The sequence below is a fragment of the Sphingobium sp. CR28 genome, assembly GCF_052327305.1.
Taxonomy (GTDB): Bacteria; Pseudomonadota; Alphaproteobacteria; order Sphingomonadales; family Sphingomonadaceae; genus Sphingobium.
The window spans coordinates 2,597,369-2,613,549 of record NZ_CP182486.1; the positions used below are offsets into that span (position 1 = coordinate 2,597,369).

Genomic DNA, 16,181 nt, shown 5'->3' on the forward strand with positions numbered 1-16,181 from the left:
TCTCTTTCCCGGAAGACGCGCTTTTGTCCGGCTGGCTTAACGAGGTCCGGCACTCAACGACAGTGTTTGGATAAGGTTTTGCTGCGGAAGCAGATTGTTTGCCAGCTCCTCTCACGGAATATGCCCGACGGGCAGACGCCAGTCGCAACTGCGGCTTGCCCATCGCAGCCGCATTGTTCACAACGCCTCTCATGAAGAAACTTGGCCTTATCGGCGGTCTCTCGTGGACCTCCACCGCACGCTATTACGAGATCATCAACGCGGCCGTTCAGCGCCGCCTTGGCGGGCTGCACAGCGCGCCGTTGCTGATCGAGAGCCTGGACTTTGCCGAAGTCGCGCGCTGTGTGACAGCGGATGACTGGGATTGCGCGACCGGCCAGATCGCGGGCGCAGCGCGACGGCTGGAAGCTGCGGGCGCCGAGGCGATCCTCATCTGCGCCAACTCCGTACACCGGGTCTATGATGCCGTAGCGGGATCGGTTTCCGTGCCGGTCGTCCACATCGTCGACGAGATCGGCAAGAAGCTGAAGCAGGACAAGGTGCGCGCCGTGGCGATCGTAGGCACCAGCAATGTGATGATGGACAACAGCTATCGGCAGCGCCTCGTCGCCAAGGGAGGCGTGACGCTGCTTCCCGCCGATCCGGAACTCGCCGCGCGCATCGACAAGATGATCTACGAGGAGCTGGCAGCGGGGAAGGTGACGCGCGAATCCGAGCGCTATATGAAGTCGGAACTGACCGACATCACCAAGGAGGATGTGCAGGCCGTCGTGCTGGCCGCCACCGAACTGGAACTAGTGGTCGACATCAACGCGAACGTGCTGCCGATCTATGACGGGACGACGATCCATGCACTTGCGGGCGTGGAGTTCATTCTGAGCTGACGGTTGCCCCGGGACAGTTCGTCCTGACGCCTGTGCGCTGCCATACGGTCATGCTGGCCGGATCATCGCGATGCTGATCCGGTCAGTGCTGCTTTGAAGCAGCCTCGGCGTGCCGAACAGGCGCGAATGTCGGGCACATGTCGTGGCCCTGTAATCAATTGTAACAGTCGCGAATTCATGGCTGTTTTCGACGATCTGCTCATCTAGCAGCAAGATATTCCCGGCTACCTCGCCGACGACATCCAAAAACAATCATCTGCTCAGGAAAAACCCTTGCTCATGACTCGCATCCGTCTCTGCCTGCTTGCCAGTTCCGTGCTCGCCACCTCGCCTGTTCTTGCCCAGCAGGTGGAGGAACAGAAGGATGAGCAGTCGACCGCCACTGGTGGGGCCGGTGCAGCTGTCGCGCCGGACGTTGCCGGTATGGAAGAAGAAGAGATCGTCGTCACCGGCGGCCGCGAGCGCGGCGCAGTGGTGGGCGATGTGAAGCCCGAACTGCAATATAATGCAGGCGATGTGCGGGCGCTCGGTGTTTCCAGCGTGTCGGAACTGCTCGCTGAGCTCGGCCCGCAGGTGCAGAGCGCGGGCGGTGGACGGCCGGTCATCCTGCTGGAAGGGCGCCGGGTCTCGAGCTTCCGTGAAATCGGCACCATTCCGGCGGAAGCGATCCAGCGGGTGGACATCCTGCCGGAGGAAGTGGCCCTCAAATATGGCTATTCGGCCACCCAGAAGGTCATGAACATCGTGCTGCGTCAGCGCTTCAATGGCTTCACCACCGAGGGCACAGGCGGGATCGGCACGCGGGGCGACGGCATTTCTCTGGAAGGAGAAGGCGGCTTCCTCGGCATTCGTCGCGGTGAGCGCATCAACCTCAACGTCGAACATACCGACACGGCGGCAATCAGCGAGGCCGACCGCGGCATAGCTTCGCGGGGCGGCGACGGCACGGACCGGACGCTGACCCCCGCGACGCAGGTCACGACGCTGACCGCGACATGGGCGAAGCCGATCACTGATATCTGGTCCGCAAGCATCAACGGCGAGCTTACCTCCAACCAGAGCCAGGCGCTGCGCGGCATCGCGACGCCGGGGGTACTTATTCCGGGCGGCAGCCCCTATTCGACGGGCGCTGCGGACAGTATCTTTTACCCCTCGACGGACATACCGGCGCTCCGGCGGACGAGCAGCGCGCAGACCGGGCATGTCGGCGTGTCGATCAACGGGTCGAGCCCCGGCTGGCAGTGGACGCTGGTGGGCAATTATGACTATGGCCGCTCGCGTTCCATCGCGGGCCGTCCGCTCAACCTCTCGACCTATGCCGCCGCGGTCGCTTCCGGCGATCCGCTCGCCGATCCCTCCCAGCCGCTCGACGACGCTTTCATTGCGTTTCCGTCCCCGGATCAGAACCGCAACACCACCAATGCGGGCGACGCGACGTTCATTGCCAGCGGCTCCCCGATCACGCTGCCTGCGGGCAACCTCACCACCACGATCAAGGTTGGTGGCTCGTTCGACAAGCTGAATGGCACGGCGATCCGGCAGGGTCTTTTCCAGACGTCCGACATCTCCCGCAACGTGGGCGAGGGATCGATCAACATCGATATCCCGATCTCGAATGACCGGATTCCGCTCTTCGGCATCCTCGGCAGACTGTCGCTCAACGGCAACGCGGCGGTTCGCCGTATCTCCGACATCGGTACGCTGCGCACCTTCGGCGGCGGGTTCAACTGGAACCCGACCAAGCAGCTCAGCGTCATCACGCAGTATCGCGACGACGAGACCGCGCCGACTGCCGCGCAGCTTGCCGAACCAGTGCTGACCACAGCGAATTTCGATCTGTTCGACTATTCGCGCGGTCAATCGGTGCGAGTGACGGCGATCACGGGCGGCAATCCCGGTCTTAATGAGGCGTCGCTACGCAACTTGCGCATCGCGGGCACCTACCGCATGCAAACGCCGAACATCACGCTGAATGTGGAATATAACCGGACTTGGCAGCGCGGTCAGATCACCGCGCTTCCGGGCGCGACACCGGCGGTGCTCGCGGCATTTCCGGAGCGGTTCCAGCGCGATGGGGGCGGTAATCTCACCTCCGTGGACCTGCGGCCGATCAACATCGAAAGCGAAGACCGCCAGCAATTGCGCTGGGGTTTCAACTTCACCAAGCAGCTCAGAACGCCTCAGTCGCAGATCAATGCGATGCGCGAAGCCATGCAGCGTCGCTTCCCCAATGGCGTTCCGGGCGGGCCGGGCGCAGGGCAGGGTGGGCGTCCAGCAGGCGCGGGTGGACCCGGTGGTCAGGCCGCTCCGGCCGGTGGCGCGGGTGCACCGCCGGCTGATGGCGCAGCGCCGCCGCCAGGTGGTCCGGGCGCAGGAGGCGCTCCCGGTGGCCCAGGCGGACCGGGTGGTCCGGGCGCGGGTGGTGGTCCCGGCGGGCGAGGCGGTCCGGGTGGCTTTGGCGGCTTCGGCGGCGGCGGAGGTGGCGGCGGTGGTCGCCTGAACTTCGCGGTCTTCCATACCTGGGTTCTTTCCGATCGCGCGGTGCTGCGGGATGGCCAGCCTGAAATCGACCTGCTGAATGGGGGGACCATCGGCGCGAGCAGCGGCGGCGTCTCTCGTCACAAGATCGAAGTGCAGAGCGGCTTCTCGCAGGCGGGTCTCGGCTTCCGCCTGACCGGCAACTGGCAGAGCGGAACACGCGTGGACGGTGTGACGGGCTTCCCCTCGACGACGCTCAATTTCGGCGATTTCATGACTGCCGACCTGCGTCTGTTCGCCAATCTCGGGCAGATGCCGAAGCTGGTCGAGAAGGTGCCGTTCCTGCGCGGATCGCGCGTGTCCTTCATCGTCGACAATGTGTTCGATCAGCGGCAGCGCGTGACGGACGGCAACGGGACGACGCCTTTTGCCTATCAGCCCTTCTATCAGGATGCGATCGGCCGCAGCTTCAGGCTCAGCTTCCGCAAGCTGTTCTTCTCGCTGCCGGCGGCTTTCAGGTAAGATTGACGAGTTCGACGGGCAGTGCGGGCGGTGGAGATGACTGCCCGAGCTGCTCGGCCCAATGGGCGTAGGGACGGACGGCACCGTCCTCTCGCCATGAAGTCACGCGTTCCGGATCGACGTCGGTCAGCAACCAGCGCCCCTCATTCATCGGGCCGATGTCGATCACACCATCTTGCGGAACGTTTCCGTCCGGCGGGCCAAACAGCCCGGCCGCGCCATAATTCTCGTCGAGCACTGGCGACCATGGCGCCATGCCAACGGTCGGCGTCTGCGCAACGAACAGCTGGTTCTCCAGCGCGCGGGCCTGTGCGCCGATCCTAACGCGGTGATAGCCGTGCATCGTATCCGTGCAGGACGGCGCGAGGATGAGGCGGGCGCCTGCCTCGGCCTGTGCGCGCGCTATCAGCGGAAATTCGACATCGTAGCAGATCGAAATGCCGATAGTTCCCAGTGACGTGCGGAAGGCGCGGATCGTGTCGCCGCCGCTGATTCCCCATTGCTCGCGCTCGAAGCGCGTCATCACGATCTTGTCCTGCCAGGACATGCCGCGCGACGGAGCGAAGATCCGCGCGCGATTGACGACGCGGCCATCCTCGAGCGGCACCGGCATGGAGCCAGCGACGATATAAACGCCGTGCCGCGCAGCGAGCATGGCGTGATGCCCGTCGATCGATTGGCGAAGCGCCGCGACGAAGCGCAGGGACGCGCCGAGATCGCCCATGCCCTGCGGATCGAGCGAGGCCAGCTCCATGCTCGCATATTCGGGGAAGACGAGGAGCTTCGCGCCTACGCTTGCGGCCTGATCGACCCAGTGCGCGATCTTGTCTTTCCACGCGGGGAGGCTGTGCAGCTTCTCGATGGGATATTGGGCGAGGGCGAGGGTGAACGGAGGCATAGGCGGCTCAGAAGGTCCGCGCCCAGAACTGCAGAGGGTGGGCGGTTTCCGCCGACTGGTCGATGTCCCGCCATGTGAAGGTGGCGAGGGCGCCTTCGACGGGCGCATAGCCGCGCGCGCGCCAGAATGGGCCGAGGTCGCGGGCGTCGGCTGGTCGGAGGGGATGGTCGGCAGGGCGGACGACCCGGCAATAGCAGGCAGCCATGGCGCCGGCAGCGCGTGCCGCCGCCTCGCGATGATCGAAGAAGGCATGGCCGATGCCGTGGCCGCGATAGTCCGCAAGGAGCACGGACTCACCGAAATAGAAGAGCGTGGCCGCATCGTGGCCCGCCGCCTGCATCGGATCGCGAACTGCCGGCTTCTGGCCGCTCATGGGCGATGCAGTGGCCGCGCCCACGATCTGGTCGCCGTCGCGCGCCACCACGAGCACCGAGCCCGGCTCCGCCTCGAACGCGGCAAGATAGTCCGCCTCATGCTCCATGGTGCCTTCATAAAGATAGGGCCACTCCCGGAACACGGCGATCCGCAGGCGCGCAAGAGCAGGAAGGGCCGCGGCGCGCGCGGCCGGATCGCTCAATGTCTCGACGGTGATGCTGGTCATGCTTCGGCGGAATCCGCTGCGCTGACCTGCGCGATCCAGTCGGCAAGATTATAATGAACGGAGACGCGGCTGATCGCGCCGTCCGGCACCTCAAAGAAGGCGCCGGCAGGCAGGACATAAGGCTGGCCGCTGGCGGGCGGCAGCCCTTGCTCGGCGCGACGATATTCGCCGTGGACCACGAACTCGGCCGCTGCCCGCGTGCCATCCTCGCTGACCATCACGACGATATCCTCCAGACGCTCGCGATAGGCGTGGCCCATTTTGACGAGGAAGAGCCGAAAGGCTTCCTTGCCGGTCTCGCGCGTGCCCTGATTGATGTCATGCACGACATTTTCGGAGAGCAGCGAGAGCATGGTCTCGTCATCCCCCGCGTTGAACGCCTCATAATAGCGCTTCACCAGCGCGATGGTCTCATCTTGTGGGCTCATGCCGCGCTCCCGGTGCTTTCGTGGTGCGATAGGCGCATCGCCCTACGAATAAAAGTAACCTGTAACCTGGCCATGCTTTGATTATGACTGAGGCAATAAAATAGTTACCTTGGAGTTCCAGCCATGATTGTAGGCACTGTCCGGGAAATCAAGAATCACGAGTACCGCGTTGGCCTGACTCCCGAGAGCGCTCATGAACTCCATGCGCACGGACACACCGTGCTGGTAGAGAGCGGCGCGGGTCTCGGCATCGGGGCGTCCGACGAGGAATATATTCGCGCGGGCTCGCAGATCGTCCAGTCGGCGGCCGAGATATTCGAGCGGGCCGAGATGATCGTGAAAGTGAAGGAGCCGCAGCCCGCGGAGCGGGCGATGCTACGCAAGGACCAGATCCTCTACACCTACCTTCATCTCGCTCCTGACCCGGAGCAGACGGCCGACCTCGTGAAATCCGGCGCCACCTGCATCGCCTACGAGACAGTGACGGATGCGAGCGGGGGACTGCCTCTCCTCAAGCCGATGAGTCAGGTGGCTGGTCGCATGTCCATACAGGCGGGCGCCACCGCGCTCGAAAAGGCGCACGGGGGCCGGGGGGTCTTGCTGGGCGGCGTGCCCGGCGTATTGCCGGCGCGCGTTGCCATCATCGGCGGCGGCGTAGTGGGCTTCAATGCGGCGCAGATGGCGGCGGGACTAGGCGCGGATGTGACCATCCTCGATCGAAATCCGGATGTGCTGGAAAAGCTGGGTGTCTATTTCGAGGCGCGCGCCAAGACTCGCTTTTCCAACAAGGCTAACCTCGCCGATTGCGTAGCGCAGGCGGATCTCGTGATTGGAGCGGTACTGATACCGGGCGCGGCCGCGCCCAAGCTGGTGAGCAAGGCCATGCTGGCGACGATGAAGCCGGGCGCCGTGCTGGTCGACGTGGCGATCGATCAGGGCGGCTGCTTCGAGACCAGCCATGCAACCACGCACGCGGACCCGACCTACATTATCGACGGGATCGTCCACTACGCGGTGGCGAACATGCCTGGTGCTGTGGCCCGGACCAGCACCTATGCGCTCAACAATGTGACGCTGCCTCATGCCCTGCGGATCGCCGACCTTGGCTGGAAAGAGGCGATGCGACGCGATCCGCATCTGCTGGACGGCCTCAATGTTTGGAACGGGCTGGTGACATGCTCACCCGTGGCACGGGAGCTGGGTTACGACGTGGTGCCGACCGACATCGCGCTTCAATAAGACGGCCGGTATTCAGCCCTGACGGCTTGCAAATGCGCGCCGGGCTTAGAACGCCGGCTGGTTGGCCGGATCGTCCGGGTCCGCAACGGGCGTGGAGACGGTATGGATGCCGCACTCCACCTTGTCCCAGCCGCGCCAGCGTCCGGCGCGCGGGTCCTCACCCGGCATGACCTTGCTGGTGCAAGGCTCGCAGCCGATGGAGAGATAACCCTGCGCCTCCAGCGGATGCCGGGGCAGGTCGTGCGCTTCGAAATAGGCTTCGAGCGCAGCCTTGTCCCAGTCGCCAAGCGGATTGATCTTGAGGCGGCCATCCTCGATCTCAAAGCGGGGCAGGTTCTTGCGAGTGACCGACTGGAACGCCTTGCGGCCCGAGATCCAGGCATCAAGGCCGTGCTTGGCGCGGGCGAGCGGCTCTACCTTGCGAATTTCGCAGCAGCCATCCGGGTCATAAGACCAGCGCAGGCCGGTCTCGTCCTTCTTAGCGATCACGTCCGGCAGGGGCGTGACCGTGCGGCTGTCGGTAAACTCGAACCGGCGGATCAGAGTGTCACGGTAGTCGAGGGTTTCCGGGAACATCTTGAGCGTATCGACGAAGATCACCGGCACGCTTGGGTCCGCCTGCGCAACCAGATGCAGCAGTACGGCGCTTTCGGTGCCGAACGACGAGACGACAGCGACATGGCCGAGCGTGCCCTCTGCGAAGAGAGCTTTGAGCATCTCTCCAGCGCTGACGCCCTCGAAACGGGCGTTCAGGGCATCGGCATCCGCCTGCGTGAAGGCAGGGCGCACGTCGATGAAGTCGATCTTGCGGGCAGCTTCAGCCATATGTGGCTCCATGCCGCAGAGCCCAGACCGGCGGGGCTGGATCAGCGGCTTTCTGATAAGGGTGTGGGAAGCGCGCGAAGGCCGCTTCCACAAGTGTCTGGTCGAGCGGCGCGTTCGGCGCGAACGCATCGAAACCACAGCGGCGCATATGGCTGATCTGATCGATCAGCACGTCGCCAGCCGCGCGCAGCTCGCCTGTGTAACCCGACTCGCGCAAGATGCGCGCCGCCGAATAACCGCGACCGTCACCGAAGACAGGGAAGGCGACCTCGACCAGCGAAAGCCGATCAAGGAAGGGCAGCAGCACGCGCACATCCTCGCCGGGCTCGATCCGGACAGCCGTCGCATTGGACTGTCCGAGGAAAGCATCTACGGTCACTGCCGGCTCTTCGTGCGGCTGATCGTCACGCAGGCGAATATACTCAGCCATAAATCGCCTCCTTGAACGGCTCCATACCGATGCGCCGATAGGTGTCGACGAACCGCTCGCCCTCGGCGCGCCGGCTGAGATAGAGGTTGGTCGCCTTCTCGATCGCATCGACCACGCCGTCCTCATCGAAGCCGGGGCCGATGATCTTGCCGATGCTCACGTCCTGCGCGCCTGATCCGCCAAAGAGCAGCTGGTAATTCTCCACGCCCTTCCGGTCCACGCCGAGAATACCGATGTGCCCGGCGTGATGATGGCCGCACGCGTTGATACAGCCGGAAATCTTGAGCTTGAGCTCGCCGATGTCGCGCTGCTTCGCAGGATCGGCAAAACGCTTCGCGATCTTCTGCGCGACCGGGATCGAGCGGGCATTGGCAAGGCTGCAATAGTCGAGGCCGGGGCAGGCAATGATGTCGTTGATGAGATCGAGGTTGGCAGAACCCAGGCCCGCCTCATCGAGCGCTGCCCAGATCGCGGGCAGATCGCGCACCGGCACATGCGGCAGCACGATGTTCTGCGCATGAGTGACGCGCAGCTCCGAGAAGCTGTAGCGCTCCGCGAGATCGGCCATCAGGTCCATCTGCGCTGAGGTGGCGTCGCCGGGGATGCCCTCGACGGGCTTGAGGCTGACATTGACGATCGCGTAGCCCGGCACCTTGTGGGGTGCGACCTGCGTGTCATGCCAGAGGGCGAAGTCCGGATCACTGCGATCGACTTCGGTCGGCAGGCCAGCCTCATAGGCGGGTGGTGCGAAGCAGGCGCGGATGCGCTCCAGCTCGGCGGGCGGCGGATCGAGCCCCAGCGTATTCATGTGGGCGAACTCTTCCTCGACCTGATGGCGATACGCATCGACGCCGATCTCGTGGACGAGGATCTTAATCCGCGCCTTGTACTTATTGTCGCGCCGGCCGTAGCGATTGTAGACGCGCAGGCAGGCCTCAAGGTACGAGATGATCTCGCTCTCGGCCACGAAGTCGCGGATTTCCGGCGCGATCATCGGCGTGCGGCCCATGCCGCCACCTGCGAACACGCGCGCGCCAATGGCTCCGTCCCGCTCGACCAGTTCCAGCCCGATGTCGTGGAGACGCATGGCGGCGCGATCTTCCGGGCTCGCGATCACGGCGATCTTGAACTTGCGGGGAAGATAAGTGAATTCCGGGTGGAAGCTCGACCACTGGCGCAGCAGTTCGGCCCATGGGCGCGGGTCCGTCACCTCGTCAGCGGAGACGCCGGCATATTGATCGGCCGAGATATTGCGGATGCAGTTGCCGCTCGTCTGGATCGCGTGCATCTCCACACTGGCGAGATCCGCCAGAATATCTGCCGCGTCCTCCAGCTTGATCCAGTTGTATTGAAGATTCTGCCGGGTGGTGAAATGCCCGTAATCCTTGTCGTACTTGCGCGCGATATGGGCGAGCATCCGCATTTGCACGGCCGAAAGCGTGCCATAGGGCACCGCAACGCGCAGCATATAGGCGTGGAGCTGGAGGTAGAGGCCGTTCATCAGCCGAAGTGGCTTGAACTGGTCCTCCGTCATGGCGCCAGCGAGGCGCCGCTCCGCCTGATCGCGGAACTCCGCGACGCGCGCCTCGACCATCGCCTGATCGTAGCTATCGTAGCGATACATGCTCGGACGTGTGGCCGTGGCAGTCGTCATGTTGGGTCTCAGGCTCTCACAATGGGAATGCTGGTGTCGATCGCGAGATCGGTGCGAACAGTGGGACCGCTCGCGCGAATCCGCTCCTTGATATGCAGCGGCAGCGGGCCGGATGCGGTCGCTTCCGCCTCGATCTCATAGCCGGCATTGACGTGACGCTCGGCCGTTTCCCGCGCAAGGATCGCCGCGCCGTCCGCGCCCACGTCCGCCGCGTCATGCACATGGCGGGACCAGCCCGAGCCGGTCCACCAGATGACGTCCCCGGTCGCAAGGTCGTTGCCGGTCAGAATTTTCATGCCTCAGTCTCCAGCGCCGCAAGCGCGGCATAGCCCGCGAAGCGCTCCTGCGCATCGCTGAGCCCCGCGACCTCGCCAATAACGATCAGCGCCGGGCTCTTCACATTCTCGCGGGCCATGACCGAACCGAGATCGGCAAGCAAGGTGCGGATGGCGCGCGAGCCGTGGCGCGTGCCGCTTTCCAGAATCGCGACCGGCATGATCGGCGAAACGCCGTCCGCCATGAGCTTGTCCGCAATGTCGTGCGCCGTCGCCACCCCCATGTAGATGACGAGCGTGCGGCCATGACCGGCAAGGCCGGACCAGTCCTGCTCGGAAAGCCCCTTGCACTGCCCGGCGACGAAGCTGACCGTGCTGGCGGCATCGCGATGGGTTAGAGGAAGCAGAGCCTCCGCCGCGCAGCCGAGTGCCGCGCTGATGCCTGGCACCACTTCCACCGGCACACCGGCTTCGCGGCAGGCCTGCACTTCTTCGCCGCCACGACCGAAGATAAAGGGATCGCCGCCCTTCAGGCGAATGACGTCCCGCCCGGCTTGGGCCTCCCGCACAAGCAGAGCATTGATTTCCGACTGCGGCATGGAGTGGCGGGCGCGGCTCTTCGCCACGGAGATGCGCTGCGCATCCGCCGAGGCCAGAGCGAGGATTGCAGGATCGACAAGGCCGTCATGGACAATGAGATCCGCGCCTGCGAGCAGGGTCGCGGCACGGACGGTCAGCAAATCCGGACTACCAGGGCCGGCGCCGACCAGAAAGACGGTGCCGGGCGCGCGTGAATCATGTGTGCCCATGAGCGCTAGATGCGACCGTGCCGATCAATCCGCAACCGACGCTTGCTTTAGCGATGCCTAGCGAAACTTGTGCGGGGTCTGTTTAAAAATTTGCCCTTGGCAAATTTCCGGTCACCGCACCGGCCCGCTCCGCTTCAGCATCGCTGAAGCGCGATCTAGCGGTCAGCGATGATCGGCTCCGACCGGAGACCGACCTCAATCGACGCGCGGGGCTGTTCGGCCTCCGACGAGACGACGGGATAGGCGCAGTAATCGGCCGCATAATAGGCGCTGGGCCGATGATTACCCGATATGCCCACACCACCGAACGGGGCGGACGAAGAGGCGCCGTTGGTTGGCCGGTTCCAGTTGACGATCCCGGCCTGAACATTGGCCCAGAACTGGTTATATTGCTGGGGAGAACCGCCGATGAGCGCCGCCGAAAGTCCATAGCGCGTATTGTTCGCTTCCGCGATCGCCTGCTCGAAGGTCTCGACCCGAACGACCTGAAGCACGGGGCCGAAAAGCTCGATGTCGGGCCTTTCTTCCATATCGGTAACGTCGATAATTCCGGGCGTAAGGAAGGGCAGGCCGTCGCGCGGCCGGGCCAGATGCTTGATCGGCTTGCCGCCATTGCTCATCAGGTGAATGAAGTTGTCGGTCAGGCTGTCGGCCGCCCGCATGTCGATCACCGGACCCATATAGGGCGCGGGGTCCGCATGGGGATGATCAATGACGAGACGATCGGCAAGGTTTTTGAGGTCGCCAACGATCCGGTCATAGAGTGTGTCGCGCACGATCAGTCGCTTGGCTGCCGTGCAGCGCTGGCCGGCGGAGAGGAAGGCCGACTGTGCGATGAGCGCCACGGCGCTCGCCACGTCTCCGGTGTCCCACGCAATGATGGGATTATTGCCGCCCATTTCCAGCGCCAGGATCTTGTCCGGCTGGTCGGCGAAAGCGCGGTTGATCGCGATGCCGGTCTGGGCAGAGCCGGTGAAGAGGATACCGCGTACGGTGGGGTGAGCGGTTAGCGCCCGGCCGACATCCGGCCCTCCATGCACGCAGCGCACCACGGCTTCCGGCACGCCTGCCTCGTGGTAGAGCTGAACGAGCATTTCACCGACGGCGGGCGTCTTTTCCGAGGGTTTGAAGACGATGCCGTTGCCTGCAATGAGCGCCGGGACGATGTGTCCGTTGGGCAGGTGGGCCGGAAAGTTATACGGGCCGAGCACGGCCATGACGCCGTGGGGCTTGTGGCGCAGCGCCTGCTTGGCGCCCACTGCGCCTTCGAGCCGCCTGTGACCAGTGCGCTCGGAATAAGCCGCAGCGGAGATATCGACCTTGTTGATGACGGCCGCGACCTCCGTCCGGGCGTCCCAGAGGGGCTTGCCGGTTTCGCGGGCAATGAGATCGGTCAGCGCCTCTTCCTTCGCGCGCACGACATTGGCGAAGCGGCGCATCGTCTCGATACGCGACGTGATCGACGTTGAGGCCCAGGCGGGCCAGCTCTCGACCACACGGGCGACTTCGGCTTCCACATCGCTCGCCGCACCCTGCCAGAGCTGGTGTCCGGTCGCCGGTTCGATGGAAATGAGGCGTTCTGTCATAAGACTGCTTATCGCTCCGGGCGCTTACCTGAGAATGAACGAAGGGCGGGGCGGCGCACCCAGCGCAGCCCTCATGCGACGTGCCGCCTCAACCTTTTCCATGAGCGGCGCCCAATCGTCGTCGCGGTCAATGGCGGACCAGATCGCTTCGACCTCTTCGATATGCATCGAACATGGCGCGTCGTCGGACCAATAGCGATGATCGAGGTGGTCGGGGACGGGGGTGAGCGCGAGGAATGATCCTCGCGCAGCATTCCATGCTTCGCCGGAAAAATCCGGATGATCGTGCTCGCCGCGTCGCCATGCGAGGAAGAAGCGGTCGATGAGGATGTCGCTCCCCATCAGCGCGCGGAGGGCGGCGGAGACGAAAGCGTGCGCGGCTGGTTCGTCCGGCGCGACGTGGCCGAGGCGCCAAAGAAAGCGGCGGACGAGGCTGGCTTCGTAGAGCGCCGGGAAGCTCTCGAGCGCAGCGATCAAAGGATCGCTCTCCGTCAAAGGGCGCAGGCTCATCGCAAGCTGGGCGAGGTTCCAGTGGATCGCTTCGGCCTGCCGGGAGAAGGCGTAAAGGCCCGTCCGGTCGAAATAGGCGGCAGTGAAGCCCGGCTCCCAGCGCGGGGTGAAACGCCAGGGACCATAATCGAAGCTCTCGCCGGTCACGTTAATGTTATCGCTGTTGAGCACGCCATGCACGAAGCCGGCGACCATGTAGCTGCCGGCGAGGTCGGCGCAGCGCTCAACGGCAGCGCTCATCATCGTGGCGGCGGGATCAGGGCCCGGATCGAGGACAAGCAGTTCACGCAATGTATAATCTACGAGACGCGCCAGCTCCTCGGTTTGGCCGAGGGCCGCGAGACGCTGGAAGCTGCCGATGCGGATATGGCTGTGGCTGAGCCGCACCAGAACTGAGCCGCGTGTAGGAGACGGCTCGTCGCCGCGCTCCAGCGCCTCGCCTGTCTCGATGAGCGAGAAAGTGCGCGAAGTGGAAACGCCCAGCGCTTCAAGCATCTCGGTTGCGAGAATCTCCCGTACGCCACCCTTGAGCGTCAGGCGGCCATCGCCGGAACGGCTGTAGGGCGTCTGACCCGATCCCTTCGTGCCCAGATCGAGCAGGCGCTCACCCGGAGCGCGTTCCCGCACCTGCGCGAAAAGGAAGCCGCGCCCGTCGCCGATATCGGGATTGTAAACGCGGAACTGGTGGCCGTGATAACGCAGGGCGAGCGGCTGCGGCAGGTTGTTCGGCAAAGGCACGAAGCGGCCGAAATGGTCGATCCACTGCGCATCGCTCAATCCAGAAAGGCCAATGGTCGCTGCCGCGCGGTCATTGCGAAATCGCAGAATATGCTGTGGAAATTCGGCCGCATGAACCGGACTGCTCAGGAAATCGTTGAGCGATTGAATGCACGGTTCCGGACGATAGCTGGTATCGTCAATGCTGGCTTGCGGGCGGGATGACATGCGGCAATATGTTGGCGTGGAGTGGAAAGGATCAAGCGTTGGCCGCCTATGAGGACAAATACTGGTGGTCGCACGACGGGCTAAGGCTGCATTATCGCGATTATGCAGGCCGAAACGACCGTCCGCCGATTCTTTGCCTACCGGGCCTCACACGCAATGCGCGCGACTTCGCGCCGGTTGCGGAGCGCTTGGCGGGAGAGTGGCGTATCCTTTCGATCGAGCTGCGCGGCCGAGGTGAAAGCGCCTATGCCAAAGATCCGATGACCTATGTGCCGCTCGTCTATCTGCAGGACATAGACAAGCTGCTCGATGAGCTGGCGCTCCCGAATTTCGTGGGCTTCGGCACCTCACTCGGCGGTATCATGCTGATGTTGCTCGGTTCGACCGGGCGTGAGCGAATGGTTGGGGCGCTCATCAACGATATTGGCCCGCATATCGACGCGGCCGGGCTGGAGCGCATCCGCACCAATATGGGCGGTGCGAGCTCGTATGCGACGTGGGTGCACGCAGCGCGCGCCATCGCCGAAGCGGACGCGGCTATCTATCCCGACTATGATCTGGAAGACTGGCTCGCTTACGCGAAGCGGCGGTTCCGCCTGACCAGTCAGGGGCGAATCGTTCCCGACTATGACCAGCGGATCGCGGAGCCGTTCCGGGTGCCCGGCGGAGAGGCGGGCGTCGATCTCTGGCCGGCCTTCGAGGCGATGCGAGGCATGCCTCTTGCCCTCGTGCACGGCGCTCTCTCCGACTTGCTGAGCGACGCGACCGTGCAGGAGATGAAACGCCGCGTGCCTGATCTCGACGTGGCCACGGTGCCCCGCACGGGCCATGCACCCGTACTCGACGAGCCGGAAGCCGCCGCCGCGATCGACCGTCTGCTCGCGCGCGTCAGCGCGGCCGGCACGACATAGGAAGGCATTGACGATGGCCGGACCTCCCTATTCCATCCTCCAGATGCACGGGTCGTTCGACCGTGGCAGCAAGGAAGACCGGGTCGTCCGCCTGATGAATGAGTGGGCCGGGAAGGTGCGACACACCCTATTGGTTGCGTCGCCCGGCCATGACGCGGCACGCGCCGACCTCCATCCGCACCTCAACGTCTCTTTCATCACCGCGCCCCGTCTCAGCGGACCTGCCGGACTGGGAAAGTTTCGGGCGCTCGCTCGCCTCATGCGCGACTTCGACCTCGTGCTGACTTATGGCTGGGGCGCGATGGATGGCGTGATGGCGCATCGCCTGTTCCACCGGGTAATGCGTCTTCCGCACCTCATCCACCATGAAGACGGGCTGGAGGCTGACGAGAAGGACAGGCGCAAAGCGGGTCGCAGCCTCTATCGACGCATCGCGCTTGCCTCGGCGGATGCGCTGGTCGTCCCCTCGACGGCGCTGGGTCGCGTGGCCCAGGCAGAGTGGGGGCAGCCCGCCGACAAGGTGAAGCATATTCCCAATGGCATAGATATTTCCGGTTTCGACGGCACTGCTCGCCGTCCTGCCATTCTCGGCCTTTCCGAGAATCGCAAGCTGGTGGTGGGGACGACCGCAGAGGCGGGGCAGGGCGAGGCGCTGAGACGGTTGGTGCGGGCTGTGGCGCCGCTTACTGATGCAGTGAAACTGGCGATTGCGGGAGAAGCCAGTGAGGCGATCGTCGCTGACGCAAAACGGCTCGGCCTCACGGACATCGTCGTGCTGGGACCGCAAGAACGGACGCAGGACTATATCCGCGCGTTCGACATTTTCGTGCCCTTGCCGGGCAGCGATGCGTTTCCCGTCGCACTCGTACAGGCGATGGCCGCCCGATTACCGGTTGTGGCGACCGACATTGGGGATATCTCTGCAATGGTAGGCAGCGCGAACCGCTCCTTCATCGTTCCGGGCAACGATGACGCGGCCGTCACGACCGCTCTTCGCGCTCTTGTTGTTGATAAGGCGAAGCGGGAGGCGCTGGGTGAGGCAAACAGAAGGCGAGCAGAGGAATGCTTTGCGGAATCCGCGATGATAGAGCGCTACGGCCGCCTCTATCGGGAAGCGATCGAGGCCTACCGTGGGCCGCTCGCTGCCGGCTGACGGAATTTCCTCACTATTTTCTTAAGAATCCTG

15 protein-coding genes are annotated in these 16,181 nt (G+C 64.1%); 5 read left to right on the forward strand and 10 right to left on the reverse strand.

Features of this window, described 5'->3' with window-relative positions; translation table 11 throughout:
* Positions 1 to 191: 191 nt before the first annotated feature.
* Positions 192 to 884: an aspartate/glutamate racemase family protein gene (locus tag ACNAOH_RS12525; RefSeq protein WP_443970493.1), complete on the forward strand. Its 693-nt coding sequence runs from the start codon at positions 192 to 194 to the stop codon at positions 882 to 884.
* Between the two features lie 279 nt (positions 885 to 1,163).
* Positions 1,164 to 3,884, forward strand: coding sequence for a TonB-dependent receptor (locus tag ACNAOH_RS12530; RefSeq protein WP_443970494.1), 2,721 nt, complete (start codon positions 1,164 to 1,166; stop codon positions 3,882 to 3,884).
* Here ACNAOH_RS12530 and ACNAOH_RS12535 read toward each other — a convergent pair.
* The 3 genes from ACNAOH_RS12535 to ACNAOH_RS12545 are packed head-to-tail and all read right to left on the reverse strand — an operon-like array spanning position 3,877 to position 5,811.
* Positions 3,877 to 4,782 (reverse strand): carbon-nitrogen hydrolase family protein, encoded by a 906-nt coding sequence (locus ACNAOH_RS12535; protein ID WP_443970495.1) that lies wholly within the window; start codon positions 4,780 to 4,782, stop codon positions 3,877 to 3,879. The genes ACNAOH_RS12530 and ACNAOH_RS12535 overlap by 8 nt on opposite strands.
* Positions 4,783 to 4,789: 7 nt before the next feature.
* The gene (locus ACNAOH_RS12540) at positions 4,790 to 5,383 is read right to left on the reverse strand and encodes a GNAT family N-acetyltransferase (protein ID WP_443970496.1); all 594 of its coding nucleotides are present in this window, start codon (positions 5,381 to 5,383) and stop codon (positions 4,790 to 4,792) included.
* Positions 5,380 to 5,811 carry a ketosteroid isomerase-related protein gene (locus ACNAOH_RS12545; protein ID WP_443970497.1) on the reverse strand — a complete coding sequence of 144 codons (432 nt, stop codon included), beginning with the start codon at positions 5,809 to 5,811 and terminating at the stop codon, positions 5,380 to 5,382. Before ACNAOH_RS12545 ends, ACNAOH_RS12540 begins: the two co-directional genes overlap by 4 nt.
* Before the next feature lie 123 nt (positions 5,812 to 5,934).
* Here ACNAOH_RS12545 and ald point away from each other — a divergent pair, with 123 nt between their 5' ends.
* Positions 5,935 to 7,050 (forward strand): alanine dehydrogenase, encoded by a 1,116-nt coding sequence (gene ald / locus ACNAOH_RS12550; protein ID WP_443970498.1) that lies wholly within the window; start codon positions 5,935 to 5,937, stop codon positions 7,048 to 7,050.
* 45 nt (positions 7,051 to 7,095) lie between these two features.
* Here the strand turns inward: ald and ACNAOH_RS12555 are convergent, their stop codons facing one another.
* From ACNAOH_RS12555 to ACNAOH_RS12585, 7 genes are all read right to left on the reverse strand, one after another.
* Entirely contained in the window at positions 7,096 to 7,875 is a 780-nt protein-coding gene (locus ACNAOH_RS12555; RefSeq protein WP_443970499.1) for a phosphoadenylyl-sulfate reductase, read from the reverse strand.
* On the reverse strand, positions 7,868 to 8,305 hold the full coding sequence (locus ACNAOH_RS12560) for a DUF934 domain-containing protein (RefSeq protein ID WP_443970500.1): 438 nt from the start codon (positions 8,303 to 8,305) through the stop codon (positions 7,868 to 7,870). The genes ACNAOH_RS12555 and ACNAOH_RS12560 overlap by 8 nt, the downstream gene beginning before the upstream one ends.
* The gene (locus ACNAOH_RS12565) at positions 8,298 to 9,929 is read right to left on the reverse strand and encodes a nitrite/sulfite reductase (protein WP_443972138.1); all 1,632 of its coding nucleotides are present in this window, start codon (positions 9,927 to 9,929) and stop codon (positions 8,298 to 8,300) included. The genes ACNAOH_RS12560 and ACNAOH_RS12565 overlap by 8 nt, the downstream gene beginning before the upstream one ends.
* 38 nt (positions 9,930 to 9,967) lie before the next feature.
* The gene (locus ACNAOH_RS12570) at positions 9,968 to 10,255 is read right to left on the reverse strand and encodes a DUF2849 domain-containing protein (protein WP_443970501.1); all 288 of its coding nucleotides are present in this window, start codon (positions 10,253 to 10,255) and stop codon (positions 9,968 to 9,970) included.
* On the reverse strand, positions 10,252 to 11,043 hold the full coding sequence (gene cobA / locus ACNAOH_RS12575) for a uroporphyrinogen-III C-methyltransferase (protein ID WP_443970502.1): 792 nt from the start codon (positions 11,041 to 11,043) through the stop codon (positions 10,252 to 10,254). The genes ACNAOH_RS12570 and cobA overlap by 4 nt, the downstream gene beginning before the upstream one ends.
* Positions 11,044 to 11,198: 155 nt before the next feature.
* Entirely contained in the window at positions 11,199 to 12,629 is a 1,431-nt protein-coding gene (gene astD, locus ACNAOH_RS12580; protein ID WP_443970503.1) for a succinylglutamate-semialdehyde dehydrogenase, read from the reverse strand.
* Between the two features lie 24 nt (positions 12,630 to 12,653).
* Positions 12,654 to 14,084 carry a protein adenylyltransferase SelO family protein gene (locus ACNAOH_RS12585; RefSeq protein WP_443970504.1) on the reverse strand — a complete coding sequence of 477 codons (1,431 nt, stop codon included), beginning with the start codon at positions 14,082 to 14,084 and terminating at the stop codon, positions 12,654 to 12,656.
* Between the two features lie 38 nt (positions 14,085 to 14,122).
* Between ACNAOH_RS12585 and ACNAOH_RS12590 the strand changes: the two genes are divergently transcribed.
* Positions 14,123 to 14,995: an alpha/beta fold hydrolase gene (locus ACNAOH_RS12590; protein ID WP_443970505.1), complete on the forward strand. Its 873-nt coding sequence runs from the start codon at positions 14,123 to 14,125 to the stop codon at positions 14,993 to 14,995.
* A gap of 13 nt (positions 14,996 to 15,008) precedes the next feature.
* Positions 15,009 to 16,148: a glycosyltransferase family 4 protein gene (locus ACNAOH_RS12595; protein ID WP_443970506.1), complete on the forward strand. Its 1,140-nt coding sequence runs from the start codon at positions 15,009 to 15,011 to the stop codon at positions 16,146 to 16,148.
* Positions 16,149 to 16,181 lie beyond the last annotated feature (33 nt).

Excerpts from the sequence above, each read along its gene's own strand:
- ACNAOH_RS12525 (WP_443970493.1), top strand. The coding sequence starts at position 192 with ATGAAGAAACTTGGCCTTATCGGCGGTCTCTCGTGGACCTCCACCGCA.
- ACNAOH_RS12530 (WP_443970494.1), top strand. The coding sequence starts at position 1,164 with ATGACTCGCATCCGTCTCTGCCTGCTTGCCAGTTCCGTGCTCGCCACC.
- ACNAOH_RS12535 (WP_443970495.1), bottom strand. The coding sequence starts at position 4,782 with ATGCCTCCGTTCACCCTCGCCCTCGCCCAATATCCCATCGAGAAGCTG.
- ACNAOH_RS12540 (WP_443970496.1), bottom strand. The coding sequence starts at position 5,383 with ATGACCAGCATCACCGTCGAGACATTGAGCGATCCGGCCGCGCGCGCC.
- ACNAOH_RS12545 (WP_443970497.1), bottom strand. The coding sequence starts at position 5,811 with ATGAGCCCACAAGATGAGACCATCGCGCTGGTGAAGCGCTATTATGAG.
- ald (WP_443970498.1), top strand. The coding sequence starts at position 5,935 with ATGATTGTAGGCACTGTCCGGGAAATCAAGAATCACGAGTACCGCGTT.
- ACNAOH_RS12555 (WP_443970499.1), bottom strand. The coding sequence starts at position 7,875 with ATGGCTGAAGCTGCCCGCAAGATCGACTTCATCGACGTGCGCCCTGCC.
- ACNAOH_RS12560 (WP_443970500.1), bottom strand. The coding sequence starts at position 8,305 with ATGGCTGAGTATATTCGCCTGCGTGACGATCAGCCGCACGAAGAGCCG.
- ACNAOH_RS12565 (WP_443972138.1), bottom strand. The coding sequence starts at position 9,929 with ATGTATCGCTACGATAGCTACGATCAGGCGATGGTCGAGGCGCGCGTC.
- ACNAOH_RS12570 (WP_443970501.1), bottom strand. The coding sequence starts at position 10,255 with ATGAAAATTCTGACCGGCAACGACCTTGCGACCGGGGACGTCATCTGG.
- cobA (WP_443970502.1), bottom strand. The coding sequence starts at position 11,043 with ATGGGCACACATGATTCACGCGCGCCCGGCACCGTCTTTCTGGTCGGC.
- astD (WP_443970503.1), bottom strand. The coding sequence starts at position 12,629 with ATGACAGAACGCCTCATTTCCATCGAACCGGCGACCGGACACCAGCTC.
- ACNAOH_RS12585 (WP_443970504.1), bottom strand. The coding sequence starts at position 14,084 with ATGTCATCCCGCCCGCAAGCCAGCATTGACGATACCAGCTATCGTCCG.
- ACNAOH_RS12595 (WP_443970506.1), top strand. The coding sequence starts at position 15,009 with ATGGCCGGACCTCCCTATTCCATCCTCCAGATGCACGGGTCGTTCGAC.